This window comes from Halomonas sp. 11-S5, assembly GCF_029889825.1.
Taxonomy (GTDB): domain Bacteria; phylum Pseudomonadota; class Gammaproteobacteria; order Pseudomonadales; family Halomonadaceae; genus Halomonas.
Genome location: NZ_JARANW010000008.1, coordinates 58,399 through 73,357, shown reverse-complemented (window position 1 = coordinate 73,357; position 14,959 = coordinate 58,399). Strand labels below are relative to the sequence as shown.

The window sequence follows — 14,959 nt, the reverse complement described above, 5'->3', positions numbered from 1 at the left end:
GCCTGGCCTCCCCTCGCGATTAACCTGCATAAATATCGAACTTTCAGTCGATTACTTGCCCTCCAGCCAGACGATGGCACGCTGCACCTGGGCTTGACTACTGCCAAGGTATAAGGCCGGATCACTGGCCCGCTCGAGCTCGGCACGCTCGACGCGCCCCGCCACCTCGTCGTGCCCCGCCAGCAGCTGCTCGTGCAGTACCTGGGCATAGGGGCGCCCCGTCAGGCGCGCCGTCTCGGCGGCCTCGGCGCTGATCCGCCTGGCGGCATCCTGGCCCACGACCGGGGCCAGCAGGCGCGAGACCGGCTCGGCCATGATGCCGCCGCCCGTCACCGCCAGGTTGCGCCGCATCGCCTCGGGGTGCACCTCCAGGCCCTCGAGCAGCACCGCGGCCTGTTCCAGCGCGCCTTCGAGCAGCAGGGCACTGTCGAGCAGCGGCGCCCACTCGGCGTGCCACTCGCCCAAGCCCCGCTCCAGGGGCTGGGCCGCGGCGTTGAGGATCACCGTGGCATGGCCATGCACCTGGCGGGCGGCGCCACGGATCAGCGCGCAGCGCACCGGGTTGCGCTTGTGCGGCATCGAGGAGGACTCCCCCATGCCGGGGGCCGCCGGCTCGGCCACCTCGCCGAGCTCCGTCTGGGTCAGCAGCGACACGTCCAGGGCCAGCTTCTCGGCGGCGCCGGCGGCGGCATCCAGCCCCGTGGCCAGGGCATGGATCGGCTGGCGATCGGTGTGCCAGGGCAGCACGGCAGCCGCGAGGCCCAGCCGCTCGGCCAGGGCGTCCATGAAGGCGAGGCCCTGGTCGTCTAAACCAGAGTGCACCCCTACGGCACCGCCGAACTGCACCGGCAGCTCGAGCCCGGCCAAGCGACGACGCGCCTGCTCCAGGCCGATGGCCCAGTGGGCCACCTTGACGCCGAAGGTGATCGGCAGCGCCTGCTGCATCAGGGTGCGGCCCACCATCACGGTCTGGTCATGGGCCTGCATCAGGCTGAGGGCCGCGGTGCGACAGCGCACCAGCAGGGCATCGAGGGCGGCCAAGCGCGGCGCCAGCATCAACATCAGGGCGCTGTCGACCACGTCCTGGCTGGTCGCGCCCTGGTGCCAGTAGCGCTTGAGCTCCTCCGGCAAGGCCGCGCGCCCCTGCTTGACGAAGGGGATGGCCGCATTGCCGCCGCTGGCGACGCCGGCGGCGATGGCCTCCAGGTCGAAGTCATGCGCCTCGAGGGTCTGGCGCATGGCCTGGCTGGCACCCCCGGGCACCGCCCCGCGGGCCTCCTGGACCTCGGCCAGGGACAGCTCGAAGGCCAGCATGGCATCGACCATGGCCCGGGCATTGCACTCGGCCAGCGCCTGCTGGCTCATGAAGGGGTGCTGGATCAGGGCGGCAGGCATGACGGTCTCTCCGGGAGGTGCGTGGATGGTTGCGTGGATAGTTGCGTGGATAGTTGCGTGGGGCTCGGCCAATGGCTGGACAGGCTTCATCTATAGTCGCACACGTGTTCGCTGTTCGAACAAATATGCTAGATTAGACCCAGGTTCCCGGCAACACGACCAAGGATAACGAGGGATGGAAACGGCAATGCAGGACGAGGCCCTGAGCCCCGACGATCGTGACTTCGTGACCGCACTGGCCAGTGGCCTCGAGGTCATCCTGGCCTTCGACGAGGCCCACCCACGCATGACGCTCAGCGAGGTGGCGGCGCGCACCGGCATGAACCGTGCCCGGGCGCGACGCTTCCTGCTAACCCTGCATGCGCTGGGCTATGTCCGCAAGCATCAGCGCCACTTCGAGCTGGCCCCCAAGGTGCTGAACCTCGGCTATGCGTTTCTCTCCGCCAACAACTACCGCAGCGTGATCCAGCAGATTCTCGAGGACATCACCTCCGAGTGTGGCGAGTCCTCGTCGCTGGGTGTGCTGGACGGCGACGACGTCACCTATGTGGCGCGCTCCTCGTCGCGCCACCGGCTGATGGCCATCACCCTCTCGGTGGGCACGCGCCTGCCCGCGGCCCACACCTCCATGGGGCGGGTGCTGCTGGCCCAGCTGCCGGATGCCCAACTCGACGCCTTCCTGGCGCGAGTGCTCCTCGAGCCGCATACCGACAAGACCATCACCGACAAGGCCGAGCTCAAGCGCTGCATCCTGAAAGTGCGCCAGCAGGGCTACGCCATCGCCGACCAGGAGCTCGACTCCGGGTTGCGCTCGGTGGCCGTGCCGGCCTTCGATGCCAACGGCCGGCTGCTGGGCGCGATCAACATCAGCACCAATGCCGCCCGGGTCGACTTCGACACCCTGATGCGCCAGTACCTGCCGCTGCTGCAGGAGAAGGCCCGACAGATCCGCGCTCATGTCAGCTGATGGGTGCAAATTCCAAAACACGATTCTAGAATCAAGGTTTTCGCGACGAATGGATAGCCATCATGGCGGGTAGCCTGATCGAACGCACCCTAGGGGTGCTGGAAATCCTCTCGGAGGACGCCGAGGGCATGCCCTTGCTGGTCATCGCCGACCGGCTGCGCATTCCCAAGAGCGCGGCCCACCGCATCTGCAACGAGCTGATCCGGCTCGGCCACGTCCGCCAGGACCCGAATACCCAGCGCTATCGGCTCACCACGCGACTGATGGCCATGGGGCTGAGCTACCTGGCGAGCACGGGAGCCAGCGACGTCCTCCAGCCGATCCTCGACCGCCTGGCCGAGGAGAGCGGCGAGCTGGTGCGCCTCTCGGTCATCGAGGGAGAACACCTGACCTGGATCGCCAAGGCCCAGGGTGCACGCAGCGGGCTGCGCTACGATCCGGACATGGGCCGCGAGGCGCCACTGTTCTGCACCGCCAGCGGCCATGCCTGGCTAGCCGACCTCAGCGACGCGGCGGCGGCGACCCTGATCGACGCCCATGGCCTGGAGACCGACCACCCGGTAGGGCCCGGGGCCCCGCGCACCCGCGAGGCCGTGTTCGAGCATCTGCGCCAGACCCGTGAGCGCGGCTACAGCTGGGTCAGCGACAGCATGGGGCCGGGCACCACGGCCATGGCGGCCGTGGTGCGCCACCCGCTCGACGGCCATCCCATCGGGGCACTGAGCATCGCCGGGCCCAGCGTGCGGCTCGATGCCGAGCGCGTCCAGGCCCTGGGGCCGAACCTGATGGCAGCAGCGGCGGAACTCTCCCAGGCCAGCGCCTCGTCACGCCTGTTCAGCTGATGCCCGGCGCCAGGCGTCTGTCACCGTTACCGGCAAGGAGGCCATAGTGCTCGAGATTTTCGCCATCACCACGCCGATCTTCCTGCTGATCGGCGTGGGCTATGTGATCATGGCCAGCCGCATCATCACCCGCGAGCAGCTCCAGGGCGTGGGCACCTTCGTCATGTACTGTGCCCTGCCCTCCCTGGTGATCCGGGCTCTCAACCAGAACCCGCTCGCCGAGGTCTTCAACCCCCACTATCTGCTGGCCTATGGCCTGGGCTCGGTGGCGGTGTTCGCCTTCGCCCTGCTGCTGACCCTGGGGATCCAGCGCAAGTCGCTCGGCATCGGGGCCATGCATGCCCTGGGCATGGCCGCCTCCAACAGCGGCTTCATCGGCTACCCGGTGGCGGCCATGGTGCTCGGTTCGCCCGCCGCGGTGTTCTTGGCGCTGAACATGCTGATCGAGAACTTGCTGATCATTCCCGCGGCGCTGATCCTGGCCGAGATGGCGAACCAGAGCGGGGACGGGCTCGCTACGACGCTACGCCAGACGGCCCTGCGCCTGGTCCGCAACCCCATCCTGATCGGCCTGGTGGTGGGCGTGCTGCTCGCCATATCAGGCCTCACTCTGCCGGGCCCGCTGGCCAAGGCCATCGACATGCTGGCCGATGCCGCCGGTCCCGCCGCGCTGTTCGTGATCGGCGGCTCTTTGTATGGGCTCCAGGTCCGCGGCATGGCCTCCGACGTGGGCCAGATCGTCGTCGGCAAGCTGCTGCTGCACCCCCTTGCCGTGCTCGGTGTCTTCCTGCTGCTGCCGGAGGTGGATCCCATGTTGCTGACCGGTGCCCTGCTGTTCGCCTGTGCCCCGATGATCAGTGTCTTTCCGCTGTTCGGCCAGCGCTATGGCCTGGGCGGGGTCAGTACCGCCGCCCTGATGGTCGGCACCCTGGGCTCCTTCGTCACCATCAGCCTGCTGATCGGGCTATTGACCCGCTTCGGCCTGCTGCCGGTTTCCTGACCCGCTGCCAGAGCTATCGCGGATGGCGGTAACGTTTCGAGGCTGTTCCGGGCGTTCGCCTATTGATTAAAGTGGAACATTGTTCTAGATTATTCTGGAACAGCATTCCAGAGGACCGGCAATGGCCGACAGACAGCAAGACGTCGATCTGGTGGTGGTGGGCTCCGGCGCGGCCGGCCTCGCCGCCGCCGTCACCGCCGCCTGGCATGGCCTGAAGGTGGTGGTGGTGGAGAAGGCCGAGGGCCTGGGTGGTGCCACTGCTTGGTCCGGCGGCTGGATGTGGGCCCCGCTTAACCCCCTGGCCAAGGCCGCCGGGATCGACGAGGCCCCGGAGACGGTGCGCACCTACCTGCGCCATGAGCTGGGCGAGCGTTACGACCCCGCGAAGATCGATGCATTCCTCGACGCCGCCCCGAAGATGGTCGCCTTTTTCAACCAGAAGACCGCCCTGCAGTTTGCCGACGGCAACGCCATCGCCGATGTCCATGGCGATACCCCCGGTGCCGGCACCGGCGGGCGCTCGGTGATCGCCGCGCCCTTCGATGGCTGCCAGCTCGACAGGAAGACGCTGAAGAAGCTGCGCAAGACCATGCCCGAGACCGCCTTCCTGGGCATGCCGATCCAGGCCGGGCCGGATCTGATGGCCTTCCTGACCGTTACCCGTTCGTTCCGGTCCTTCGTCCACGTCGCCAAGCGTGTTACCCGGCATCTCCATGACCTGGCCCGCTACGGCCGCGCCATGCAACTGGTCAACGGCGTGGCCCTGACCGGGCGACTGGCCAAGTCCGCCGATGCCCTGGGGGTCGAGACCTGGGTCTCATCGCCGGCCCGGCGCCTGATCAAGGAGGGCGCTCGAATCACCGGCGTGGTCGTCGAGACGCCCGACGGCGAGATGACCCTGACCGCTCGGCGCGGCGTGGTGCTGGCCGCCGGCGGCTTCCCCTGGGACGTCGAGCGGCGCCGCGAGCTCTTCCCCCGCACACCCACAGGTAAGGAACACTGGCCGTTACCGCCCCCCTCCGCCAGTGGCGACGGCCTGCGCCTCGGCGAGTCGGTGGGCGGCGAGATCGACACCGGCCTCTACTCGCCGGTGGCCTGGGCGCCGGTCTCCGTGGTCCCCTACCCGGACGGCCATGTCGGCCACTTCCCGCACATCATCGACCGCGGCAAGCCGGGCATCATCGGGGTGCTGAGCAATGGCAGGCGCTTCGTCAACGAGGCCGCTGGCTACTACGACTACGTTGACGCCATGGTCAAGGCGGTACCGGAGAACGAGGAGCTCTGTTCCTGGCTGATCTGCAGCCACCGCTTCCAGCGCCGCTACGGGATCGGCATCACCCGACCGGCCCCGGTGCCCTTCCGGCACTGGATCCGCAAGGGCTATCTCAAGGCCGGCAAGACCCTCGAGGAGCTGGCCCGGAACTGCGGCATCGACCCGGACGGGCTCGCCGCCACCGTGGCCGAGTACAACCGCCACGCCGCCCGCGGCGAGGACCCGGAATTCGGCCGCGGCTCCACCCCCTACAACCGCAAGAGTGGCGATCCCGCCCACGGTCCCAACCCCTGCGTGGCGCCCCTGGACCGGGGCCCGTTCTACGCGGTGAAGGTGGTGCCCGGCTGCTTCGGCACCTTCGCCGGCCTCAAGACCAATGAGCACGCCCAGGTCCTGGATGCCCGGGGCCTCCCGATCGACGGCCTCTACGCGGCAGGCAGCGACATGGCCAGCATCATGGGCGGCTACTATCCTGCCGGTGGCATCAACCTCGGCCCGGCCATGACCTTCGGGCATATTGCCGGCCTGCACGCCGCCGGCCAGCGCGCGACCGGCTCACCCGAGACACCTGGCGAGAACGCCGATGCATGACCGCCCCTTCTCCCTGGCCGCCCTGACCGTGCTGGAGTTGTCTCCTCCCGCCATGGTCGAGGTGGCCGCCCGGGCGGGCTACGATGGCGTCGGCCTGCGCCTGATCCCCGCCACCTCAGAGGAGCACCATTTCCCGCTCGCCCACGATACGGCCCTGCGGCGCCATACTCGGGAGCGACTACGCGATACCGGCCTGAGAGTCGTGGATATCGAGATCCTGCGCCTCAAGCCCGAGACCCGAGTCGGCGAGGACTTTGCCCGAATCCTGGAAATCGGGGCAGAGCTGGGCGCCAGCGAGGTGCTGGTGGCCGGCAACGATGAGGATGCGACTAGGACCATCGACAACTTCGCAGCGCTATGCGAACTGGCCAAGCCGCTGGGGCTGAATCCGCACCTCGAGTTCATGCCCTGGACCGGCGTGAAGAACCTCTCCCAGGCGCAGCGCATCGTCGCCGCGGCCCGGGAGGCGGGCCGGGATAACGCCTTCCTGCTGGTGGATGCCTTCCACTTCAATCGTTCGGCCAGCCCGATGGAGGAGCTGTCACGGGTTCCCCGTGAGTGGATGCGCTATTCGCAGCTATGCGACGTGGCCGGCCCGGTCCCCGACGACATGGCGGAGATCCTTCGCGAGGCACGCCAGGAACGCTGCTTCCCGGGTGACGGTGATATCGACCTGCCGGCCCTGCTGGCGAGGTTACCCCGCGACCTGCCATTGAGCCTGGAGATTCCCACCGAGGGGCTTCGTCGCCAGGGTATCAGTGCGCTGGAGCGCGCCTGCCTGGCACTGCAGAAGGCACGGCGAGTGGTGGAGGCCTGTTCACCCGACACTTACCCTAAACATCGTTAGCTTGCTAGTATTGAAGTCTCGCCCACGTCCCGGGAGCCCCATGGCCATCTCTCCCCCTCTAGTTCCTGCACTACCCGCTGATCGCCCACTGCTCGGCATCGCCTTCATGCTCGCCGCCGGCCTGCTGTTCGTGCTGCTGGATACCGGCGTCAAGTGGCTCGGCCAGGACTACTCCCCGATCCAGGTGGTGTGGGCCCGCTATGCGGGACACATGCTGGTGCTGTCGGGTTACCTCGCTTGGCTGGGGCTACCGCGCTGCCGTGAACTGATGCGTACGGAATCGCTCTTCGGTCAGGTACTGCGCGGCCTCTTGTTGTTCGGCGCCAGTACCTTCGCCTACCTGGCGCTGCGCGAGCTGCCCATGCTGCAGGTCTATGTCATCAACTTCAGCTCCCCGCTGCTGGTCACCCTGCTGGCCATCCCGCTGCTCAAGGAGCGGGTGACCCTGGCACGGGGCCTGGCCGTCGCGGCAGGCTTTGTCGGCGTGATGATCGCCGTGGGACCGGTGGACTGGCGTGCCCAGCCTGCGGCGCTGCTGCCCTTCGGGATGGCCTGCTGCTTTGCGCTCTATCAGCTCGCCACGCGACGCTTCGGCCGCCACGATCACCCCTTGACCTCGCTGTTCTATGCCGGCCTGGCAGGCGCCCTGGTCAGCTCGGCCATCGTCCCCCTCTTCTGGACGCCCATCGCCCTCGGCGACCTTCCCCTGTTTCTGGCCGTCGGCATCCTGGGCGCCGTGAGTCAGTTGGGGCTTATCATGGCCATGCGCTGCGCCCCGGCCTCGCTGGTCTCGCCCTTCCTCTACCTGCAGATCGTCTGGGTCTCGGCGGCAGGGTATCTGGTCTTCGGGGACGTACCGCTACTGCAGACCTACCTGGGTGCCATCCTGATCATCGGCGCCGGCCTCTTCCTCGCCACCCGGCGCAGCTAATGCCGGCGTCCGACGGCATGACCTCGAGGCATGGGGCTGACCACGCCACCGTTCATCAGTAACCCATCAGCCTGGGCAGGCCGGTCACGATACTCGGCACGAACGTGATGAGCAGCAATACCAGCAGCTCCACCAGGAACAGCGGCAGGATCCGCCGCGACAGCCGGGACAGCCCCACATTGGCCACGGAGTCGGCCACGAACAGACACAACCCCATGGGCGGGGTGATCAAGCCGATCATCAGGTTGAAGATGACGATGATGCCGAAGTGCACCGGATCCACCCCCATGCCCACCGCGATGGGGTGCAGGATCGGCACCAGCACCAGCATGGCGGCAATCCCTTCCAGGAAGAGCCCGGCGACCAGGAACAGCACGATCACCGCCAGCAGGAAGGTCCACTCCGATGTGATATAGGCGAGCGTCAGATCGGTGAGCATGTTGGGCACGCGGTTGAAGGTGAGCAGCCAGTTGGCCGCCGCCACCGCCGCGATGATGATCATGATCACCGCCGTGTCGACCATGGTGCGCGTGAAGATGCTCGGTAGATCGCGAAAATGGATCTTGCGGAAGACCACCATGCCCACGAACAGCGCATAGGCCACGGCAAAGGCAGCCGCCTCGGTGGGGGTGACGATGCCCAGCAGGATCGAACCCACCACGAACACCGGCATGAACAACGGGATGACGCCTTCAAGCAAGATCTTGCGCTTTTCCCCGGAGGGCAGTGCCGTGGGCCGTTTCTGGTACTTCCCCGCGAAGATCATCACGTAACCTGAGAGGAAGAGGGCCAGCAGGAGGCCCGGCACGATACCCGCCAGGAACAGCGCCGGCACCGAGACGCCGGTAACGATCAGCGCGTAGATGATCACCGGGATGCTCGGCGGAATGATCGGGCCGATCACCGACGAGGCCGCGGTGAGCGCCGCCGCGAAATCACGGGGATAGCCCTCCTTCTCCATCTCGGGGATGAACACCCGTCCCAGTGCCGAGGTATCGGCCACCGCCGAACCGGAAAGCCCGGCGAAGATCACCGAGGCCCAGATGTTCACGTGAGCCAGTCCGCCCTTGAGCCTTCCGACCAGGATCTTGGAGAAGGCAATGATCCGCATGGTGATACCGCTCTCGTTCATCAGCTCCCCGGCCAGGATGAACAGGGGTATCGCCAGCAGGGCGAAGGAGTTGATTCCGGAGAACATCTGGGTGGCGACAGCGGAGAGCTGATAGGGAAACTCGCCCACGGCCATGAAATAGAGCAACGCCGCCACGATGGCGAAGGCAACCGGTATGCCGATGGCCAGGCCGACCAGCAGGATGAGATAGACCATTCACGACACCTCGTCTGTCATCGCACGTAGCGTGCCAATCCGCTCGATGAACTTGAGCGTGGCGGCCACGGCCAGCATGCCACCGCCCAGCACGATGGCGAATTGGTAGGGTGCCATCGTGCCGAACACGTTGAAGAGCTCAAGCCCCGTCGCCTCCCGCAGGCTGCGAATGGTGCTGTTGAGCCCCGAGATTCGCATGCCGCCGCGGCTGGACATGAACAGGTAGCCCGACCAGGCGAGTAGCGCCCCGGTCACCACCACGAGCAGGTCGACGATCAGGAACAGGGCCTCGCGGACACGTACCGACAGGAAGTCCACGATCACCCCCAGGCGCACGTGGCGATCCTGCAGGTAGGCCAGCGCCATGCCGAACATGACCCCGTAGATCCCCAGGAAGACCGGCACCTGGTCGCCCCAGGCCAGGGAGCTCCCCAGGGTGTAGCGCCCCAGGGCATTGAGGAAGACGATCAGGAAGATCAGGGCCATGGAGAGCCCCGCGCCGGCGGCAAAGACCCCCGCCGCCAGGCGCTGAAATGACTGGAAGATAGCTGCCATGTGTCTCGAGCCTCTGGAGGAAACCACCCCGTGCCATCAGGAGCACGGGGTGGCGGGAGGATCACTCGGTGGCGTCGGCCACCGCATCCTGCAGGCGCTGGATCCACTCGGCGTCAGAACCCAGGTCCTCCTCCAGCCAGGCGATGACCGGCGGCTGGGCCTGCTCGCGGAACTGCGCGAGCTCCTCGGATGTCGGGCTGTAGACCTGCATGCCCTCTTCCTGCACGGCCTTGAGGCCCTGGGCGGTGGTGAACTGCTGGATGGAGCGCCCCATCATGCCGGCCATCACCCCGGCCCGCTGGATCACCTCGCGGTCCGCCTCGGAGAGGCCGCTGAAGTAAGCATCGTTGATCACCAGGAAGTCGGCCGCATAGATATGGCCGTCGAGCGTCAGGTAGTCCTGCAGCTCATGCAGGTTGTTGTTGTAGATGGTCCCGACCGGATTCTCCTGACCATCCACCACGCCCGTCGACAGGGCGGTCGGCAACTCCGACCAGGCAATCGGCGTCGGCTGGGCGCCGAGCCCTTCCACCATCTCGACGTAGAGCGGAATGTCCTGGACCCGGAACTTGAGCCCATTCATGTCCTCGGGGGTACGAATCTCGAGCTTGTTGTTGGTGAAGTGGCGCACCCCGGTCTCGCCATAGCCCAGCGTGCGCAGTCCGGTCTGCTCGAGGCAGTGCTCGGCCAGGGCGTTGCCGAATTCGCCGTCGAGCACCTCCCAGGCGACCAGCGGCGTCTCGAACATGTAGGGAATGTCCAGCACCCCCGCGGCAGGGCAGATCTTCGACATGGCCCCCGAGACCATGACCACCTGGGTGGTGCCATCCATGGCCTGCTGGATCAGCTCGTCTTCGTCGCCCAGCGAGGCTGCGGGGTAGATATCCACACTGTGCTCGGTCTCGCTCTCGACGACGTTCTTGAACATGTGCGCGGCCGCTCCCTTCTTGGAGCTCTGCCAGTCGTCGGGGTCGACATGAGCGAAGCGAATGGTATCGGCCTGAGCCAGAGTGCTCATGGCGAAGATCAGGGCACCGAGCGTTGCCGTTGTCGCGCTGGCTGATGATTTGAACATGGAAAGTCCTCCGTGGTAGTGGTTGTTTGTAATACGAACGATAGTGCTTTATGCGAACACTAGAACTGGCTTCCAGTTATGTCAACGCCTACCGCGCCTCTACAACTAAAGGTGTAGAACAGGCCCTGCTGGTAAAGGTGTAGAGCAGGCCCTGCTGGCGCCCCCAACACACTGGCGGCAAGGCGCACCAGCCGTCGCAGGCGGGCGCCGCCCTATCTCTAGGGTAGCCGCCGGCCCCGCAGAAGAGGGGCCGGACAACGTTGAATGCGCTAGCTCGACGCAAAAGACTCGTCATGAAGCGGGCCGGAGAGAAAAGCGGGAAAGCGAGTGTGGCTCAGGCCTTTCTCAGGGCCTTGATCGCGGCGTCCAGGGCGGCCTGATAGCCCTGGGTGCCGAGCCCGGCGATGACGCCATCGGCGCGCAGCGAGACATAGGAGTGGTGACGGAAGCTCTCGCGCTGGTGCACGTTGGAGATATGCACCTCGTAGACGGTGCCCTCGAAGGCGTTGAGGGCATCGAGGATCGCCACCGAGGTATGGGTATAGGCCGCCGGATTGATGATGATCGCCAGGGTGCCGTCGAGTCGCGCGGCATGGATGGCGTCGATCAGCGCCCCCTCGTGGTTGCTCTGGAAGCTGTTGAGCTCCCAGCCCTTGAGATCGGCCTTCTCGCGCAGGGCGTTGTTGACGTCGTCGAGCGTCTCGTGGCCGTAGATCTCCGGCTGGCGAGTACCCAGCAGATTGAGATTGGGACCGTGCAGTACCAGTACCTTGCCCTGACTCATGCCTCGTCCTCCTTGAGCAGCGCCCGCCTGTAATGGGCGAACAGAGTCATCGCCTGCTCGTCGGCGGCGGCGCGTCTATCGGCATCCTCGCAGAACAGCTTGAAGGCATCCACGCCCTGGAAGACGAACAGGCTGACCCCGCTCATCACACCGGCACCGGCCGCCTTGGCGGCGGCGACGAACTCGGTGACCGCCGGCACGTAGACCGCGTCGAAGATCCAGTGGTGGGCAGCGATCAGCTCCTTGGGCAGCGGGCAGCCGGGGCTTTTCTCGTGACCGATGGGGGTGCAGTTGACCAGGCCGTCACAGGACGGCACCGTCTCGTCGACCTGCTCTCGCGTGATGAAGGAGGCACGGAACCCCTGGTTCTGGAGCTCCTCGACCAGCTGGCGGGACTTGGCCTCGTCGAGGTCCATCAGGATCACCTCCTCGGCCCCCAGCTTGCCCAGGCCAAAGGCCACCGCCTTGCCCACGCCACCGGTGCCGAGCAGCAATACGCGGCCCGGCGGCCGGTCACCGAGAGTCGCCTGGTAGCCACTGATGAACCCGGTGAAGTCGGTATTCTCGGCGATGATCTCGCTCCCCTCGAACACCAGGGTATTGGCGGACCCGACCATGCGGGCGCCCTCGGAGGGGCGAGTGGCCAGCTTCACCGCCGCGTCCTTCCAGGGGAAGGTCACGTTGACGCCGCGGTAGCCGTCGGCGATCACCTGAGTGACCTGGCTTTCCAGGGACGCGATGCGCTGCTCGTTGGCATCGAACAGGTCATAGGTCACCGGGATGCCGGTCAGCTCGCCGAGCCGCACATGCAGGTCCGGCGAGCTGGAGTTCATGATTGCCTTGCCGATCAGGCCGAGTTTCATGGGATTCCTCCGAAGTCAGGAGCGGCGCTTGGCAAGCTCCCTGTCATTAGGGTGCGATCCGCTTCAGCGCTGAGCGGCCTGAGCCGCCAGACGGATGCCCGCGTTGGCCTCGCCGAACTGGTTGTAGCCACCTCGCCGCTCGACGATCTCGAAGAAGAAGCGCCCCGAGAAGGTCTCGGTGTACGCATGGAAGAAGTCGCCCTCGTCCTTGCGGTCATAGAGGATGTTGCGCGAGCGCATGGCCTCCAGCAGGTCCTCATCGAGCCCGAAGCGCGCCTCGAGGTCGTCATAGTAGTTCTGCGGGATGCGCAACAACGGCAGTCCCCGAGCCTGGAGCTCATCCACGGTGGCGAAGAGATCCTGGCTCTCGAAGGCGATCTGCTGCACCCCGCCACGAAACTCGCTGAGGAAGCGACCCGGCTGGGTCTCCTGAGCCTGGGAAACGGTCAGCGGCAGGCGGATGCTGCGGTCGGGGCTGTTGACTGCCTGGCTGATCATCATGCCGCGGGGATCGACGATCTCGTGCTCCGGTTCGGCCTCGAAGCCGAACACGGTGCGATGGAACAGCTGCCAGCCCAGCAGTTGGGTGGCAGGCAGCACATAGGAGAGGTGATCGACCCGGGTCAGGCCCGCCTCGTCGCGGCTCGCCTGGTCGAAGAGCTCGAAGTCGGTGCGCCACTGCAGGTCGCCGGCGGCCTCGTCATCCACCAGGTAGACCAGGCTGCCCTCGATGCCGCGCAGGGCGGGGATCTCCATCTCCCCCTCGCCCACCTGGCCGCTATAGGTCTGGGCCTTGAAGGCTCTCGCCCGGGCCAGGGCCTTCTCCACGTCGTCGACCCGGAAGCCCACCGCACATACCGAGGTGCCATGCAGCAGGCGGAAGGTATGCGCGAAGCTATCGGTCTCGAAGTTGAGCACCAGGTGGATCTCGCCCTGCTTCCAGAGCTCGACGTTCTTGGAACGGTGGCGACCGACATGGCGGAACCCCAGGGCACCGATGAACTCGCCCAGCGGGGCTGCGCTCTCCTCGTCGAGGGTGAACTCGATGAAGTGGATACCGTTGTAGCGGGGTGCCGGCGGGATGGGGCTCGCCCAGGGCCCCTCCGGCAGCAGATTCTCCAGCCAGATCAGCGAGCGCAGGCCATCCAGGGCAGTGGCTTCGGTCGGAGCGGCCCGGAAGGCATCACTGAAGATCTCCAGTGACAGCGGGCCGGCATAGCCGGCCTTCGCCAGGGCGGCCATGAAGGCCTCGAGCGGCAACCGTCCCTGGCCGGGGAAGCAGCGGAAATGGCGGCTCCACTGCAGGATGTCCATGTCCAGCAGCGGCGCATCGGCGACCTGGACGAAGAAGATCTTGTCCCGGGGGATCTTGCCGATGGTCGAAAGGTCGTGACCGCGGGAAAGGATATGGAAGCTGTCGAGCACCACGCCCAGTGCGGGGTGGTCGGCGCGGCGTACCACCTCCCAGGCATCGCGATAGTCCGAGATATGCCGCCCCCAGGCGAGCGCCTCGAAGCCCACGCGAATGCCCCGCCGGTGCGCTCTCTCGGCCAGTTCACGAAGGTCCTCCACGACCCGCTCCATGTCGTCGATGGCCTGGGGAGAGACGTTGCTGCAGACCAGCAGGAAGTCAGTTCCGAGCTGCTCCATCAGATCGAACTTGCGCTCGGCTCGCTGAAGGTTGCGGCCACGCTGGGGCTCGGGCATGGCCTCGAAGTCCCGGAAGGGCTGGAAAGCGACGATCGCCAGCCCCAAGCGTTCGCACAGCTCGCGCACCTCGCCCGGCGTGCCGTCGAAGGAGAGCAGGTCGTTCTCGAAGATCTCGACGCCATCGAAGCCGGCACGGGCGCTGGCCTCGAGCTTGGTTCTCAGGTCGCCGCTCAGGCAGACGGTGGCAATGGCGCGCATCTTGTCCTCCAAGGGGGAGCGATATCGAGGGCGTGAGCGTGGCAGCCTCACTCCACGGTATTCATCGTATCAGAGCGAGTGGGTATCATACGTCTCACTCGGCAAGTTTAGAACATAGTTCCAATGTTCGCATGGCGTTCTTTAGTTCGCAATATGCGCGAAAAATAGGATGGCTCGGCAAGCCCCTGCTGCACGGCCTCTCCGCCGTGGCCCAAGATACCTGCTACTACTATAGGAGGCGAAAAAGAGGATGGGGACTGCAATACCTCTACACTTCTTATGAATACATACTTGCGGCAGCGGCAGGCGCCACCCTCATACGACCATGGTCGTAGGTGGCCACATCCTGCATTGACAGTATTGGAAGGGAGTTCTAGTGTTCGCATCAAGAACATATCGTTCGACAACCGAACGCCTTTTCACCCAGGTCCCAACACAATTCACCCAGGTCCCAACACAAGAAGACCACTGCCCTAGAGCAGGCCAACAACACGAGTCCCGGAGGATTCCCCATGTTCAAACCGCTTCTCACCAGCCTCGCCGTCGCCGTCGGATCGCTGACCATGGCTGGCAGTGCCCTGGCCGAGTATCCCGAGCGCAA

Annotated in this window: 13 protein-coding genes; 6 read left to right on the top strand and 7 right to left on the bottom strand. The window is 66.0% G+C overall.

The window, feature by feature from the left end:
* Positions 1-51: 51 nt before the first annotated feature.
* Positions 52-1,395 (bottom strand): adenylosuccinate lyase family protein, encoded by a 1,344-nt coding sequence (locus OP497_RS08345; RefSeq protein ID WP_280547737.1) that lies wholly within the window; start codon positions 1,393-1,395, stop codon positions 52-54.
* Positions 1,396-1,582: 187 nt separating this feature from the next.
* Between OP497_RS08345 and OP497_RS08340 the strand changes: the two genes are divergently transcribed.
* From OP497_RS08340 to OP497_RS08315, 6 genes are all read left to right on the top strand, one after another.
* Positions 1,583-2,362 carry an IclR family transcriptional regulator C-terminal domain-containing protein gene (locus tag OP497_RS08340; protein WP_280547781.1) on the top strand — a complete coding sequence of 260 codons (780 nt, stop codon included), beginning with the start codon at positions 1,583-1,585 and terminating at the stop codon, positions 2,360-2,362.
* 62 nt (positions 2,363-2,424) lie between these two features.
* The gene (locus tag OP497_RS08335; RefSeq protein ID WP_280547736.1) at positions 2,425-3,204 is read left to right on the top strand and encodes an IclR family transcriptional regulator; all 780 of its coding nucleotides are present in this window, start codon (positions 2,425-2,427) and stop codon (positions 3,202-3,204) included.
* A 46-nt stretch (positions 3,205-3,250) separates the two neighbouring features.
* Positions 3,251-4,204 carry an AEC family transporter gene (locus tag OP497_RS08330; protein ID WP_280547735.1) on the top strand — a complete coding sequence of 318 codons (954 nt, stop codon included), beginning with the start codon at positions 3,251-3,253 and terminating at the stop codon, positions 4,202-4,204.
* A 121-nt stretch (positions 4,205-4,325) separates the two neighbouring features.
* Positions 4,326-6,068, top strand: a complete 1,743-nt coding sequence (locus OP497_RS08325) for an FAD-dependent oxidoreductase (RefSeq protein ID WP_280547734.1) — start codon at positions 4,326-4,328, stop codon at positions 6,066-6,068.
* Positions 6,061-6,915 carry a sugar phosphate isomerase/epimerase gene (locus tag OP497_RS08320; RefSeq protein WP_280547733.1) on the top strand — a complete coding sequence of 285 codons (855 nt, stop codon included), beginning with the start codon at positions 6,061-6,063 and terminating at the stop codon, positions 6,913-6,915. Before OP497_RS08325 ends, OP497_RS08320 begins: the two co-directional genes overlap by 8 nt.
* Before the next feature lie 40 nt (positions 6,916-6,955).
* Positions 6,956-7,846, top strand: a complete 891-nt coding sequence (locus tag OP497_RS08315) for a DMT family transporter (RefSeq protein WP_280547732.1) — start codon at positions 6,956-6,958, stop codon at positions 7,844-7,846.
* A gap of 55 nt (positions 7,847-7,901) precedes the next feature.
* Here OP497_RS08315 and OP497_RS08310 read toward each other — a convergent pair whose 3' ends face one another.
* From OP497_RS08310 to OP497_RS08285, 6 genes are all read right to left on the bottom strand, one after another.
* Positions 7,902-9,173: a TRAP transporter large permease gene (locus OP497_RS08310; RefSeq protein ID WP_280547731.1), complete on the bottom strand. Its 1,272-nt coding sequence runs from the start codon at positions 9,171-9,173 to the stop codon at positions 7,902-7,904.
* A complete protein-coding gene (locus OP497_RS08305; protein ID WP_280547730.1) occupies positions 9,174-9,728 on the bottom strand; it encodes a TRAP transporter small permease subunit in 555 nt (184 codons plus the stop codon).
* Positions 9,729-9,789: 61 nt separating this feature from the next.
* Positions 9,790-10,803: a DctP family TRAP transporter solute-binding subunit gene (locus tag OP497_RS08300; RefSeq protein ID WP_280547729.1), complete on the bottom strand. Its 1,014-nt coding sequence runs from the start codon at positions 10,801-10,803 to the stop codon at positions 9,790-9,792.
* Positions 10,804-11,137: 334 nt separating this feature from the next.
* Positions 11,138-11,587, bottom strand: coding sequence for a type II 3-dehydroquinate dehydratase (gene aroQ / locus OP497_RS08295; protein WP_280547728.1), 450 nt, complete (start codon positions 11,585-11,587; stop codon positions 11,138-11,140).
* The gene (locus OP497_RS08290) at positions 11,584-12,450 is read right to left on the bottom strand and encodes a shikimate dehydrogenase (protein WP_280547727.1); all 867 of its coding nucleotides are present in this window, start codon (positions 12,448-12,450) and stop codon (positions 11,584-11,586) included. Before OP497_RS08290 ends, aroQ begins: the two co-directional genes overlap by 4 nt.
* A gap of 63 nt (positions 12,451-12,513) precedes the next feature.
* Positions 12,514-14,358 carry a sugar phosphate isomerase/epimerase and 4-hydroxyphenylpyruvate domain-containing protein gene (locus OP497_RS08285; RefSeq protein WP_280547726.1) on the bottom strand — a complete coding sequence of 615 codons (1,845 nt, stop codon included), beginning with the start codon at positions 14,356-14,358 and terminating at the stop codon, positions 12,514-12,516.
* Between the last annotated feature and the right edge of the window lie 601 nt (positions 14,359-14,959).

What these genes read in the sequence shown, in the direction of transcription:
- aroQ (WP_280547728.1), bottom strand. Translation starts at nt 11,587, where the DNA reads ATGAGTCAGGGCAAGGTACTGGTACTGCACGGTCCCAATCTCAATCTG.
- OP497_RS08310 (WP_280547731.1), bottom strand. Translation starts at nt 9,173, where the DNA reads ATGGTCTATCTCATCCTGCTGGTCGGCCTGGCCATCGGCATACCGGTT.
- OP497_RS08335 (WP_280547736.1), top strand. Translation starts at nt 2,425, where the DNA reads ATGGCGGGTAGCCTGATCGAACGCACCCTAGGGGTGCTGGAAATCCTC.
- OP497_RS08285 (WP_280547726.1), bottom strand. Translation starts at nt 14,358, where the DNA reads ATGCGCGCCATTGCCACCGTCTGCCTGAGCGGCGACCTGAGAACCAAG.
- OP497_RS08315 (WP_280547732.1), top strand. Translation starts at nt 6,956, where the DNA reads ATGGCCATCTCTCCCCCTCTAGTTCCTGCACTACCCGCTGATCGCCCA.
- OP497_RS08345 (WP_280547737.1), bottom strand. Translation starts at nt 1,395, where the DNA reads ATGCCTGCCGCCCTGATCCAGCACCCCTTCATGAGCCAGCAGGCGCTG.
- OP497_RS08320 (WP_280547733.1), top strand. Translation starts at nt 6,061, where the DNA reads ATGCATGACCGCCCCTTCTCCCTGGCCGCCCTGACCGTGCTGGAGTTG.
- OP497_RS08290 (WP_280547727.1), bottom strand. Translation starts at nt 12,450, where the DNA reads ATGAAACTCGGCCTGATCGGCAAGGCAATCATGAACTCCAGCTCGCCG.
- OP497_RS08300 (WP_280547729.1), bottom strand. Translation starts at nt 10,803, where the DNA reads ATGTTCAAATCATCAGCCAGCGCGACAACGGCAACGCTCGGTGCCCTG.
- OP497_RS08340 (WP_280547781.1), top strand. Translation starts at nt 1,583, where the DNA reads ATGCAGGACGAGGCCCTGAGCCCCGACGATCGTGACTTCGTGACCGCA.
- OP497_RS08305 (WP_280547730.1), bottom strand. Translation starts at nt 9,728, where the DNA reads ATGGCAGCTATCTTCCAGTCATTTCAGCGCCTGGCGGCGGGGGTCTTT.
- OP497_RS08325 (WP_280547734.1), top strand. Translation starts at nt 4,326, where the DNA reads ATGGCCGACAGACAGCAAGACGTCGATCTGGTGGTGGTGGGCTCCGGC.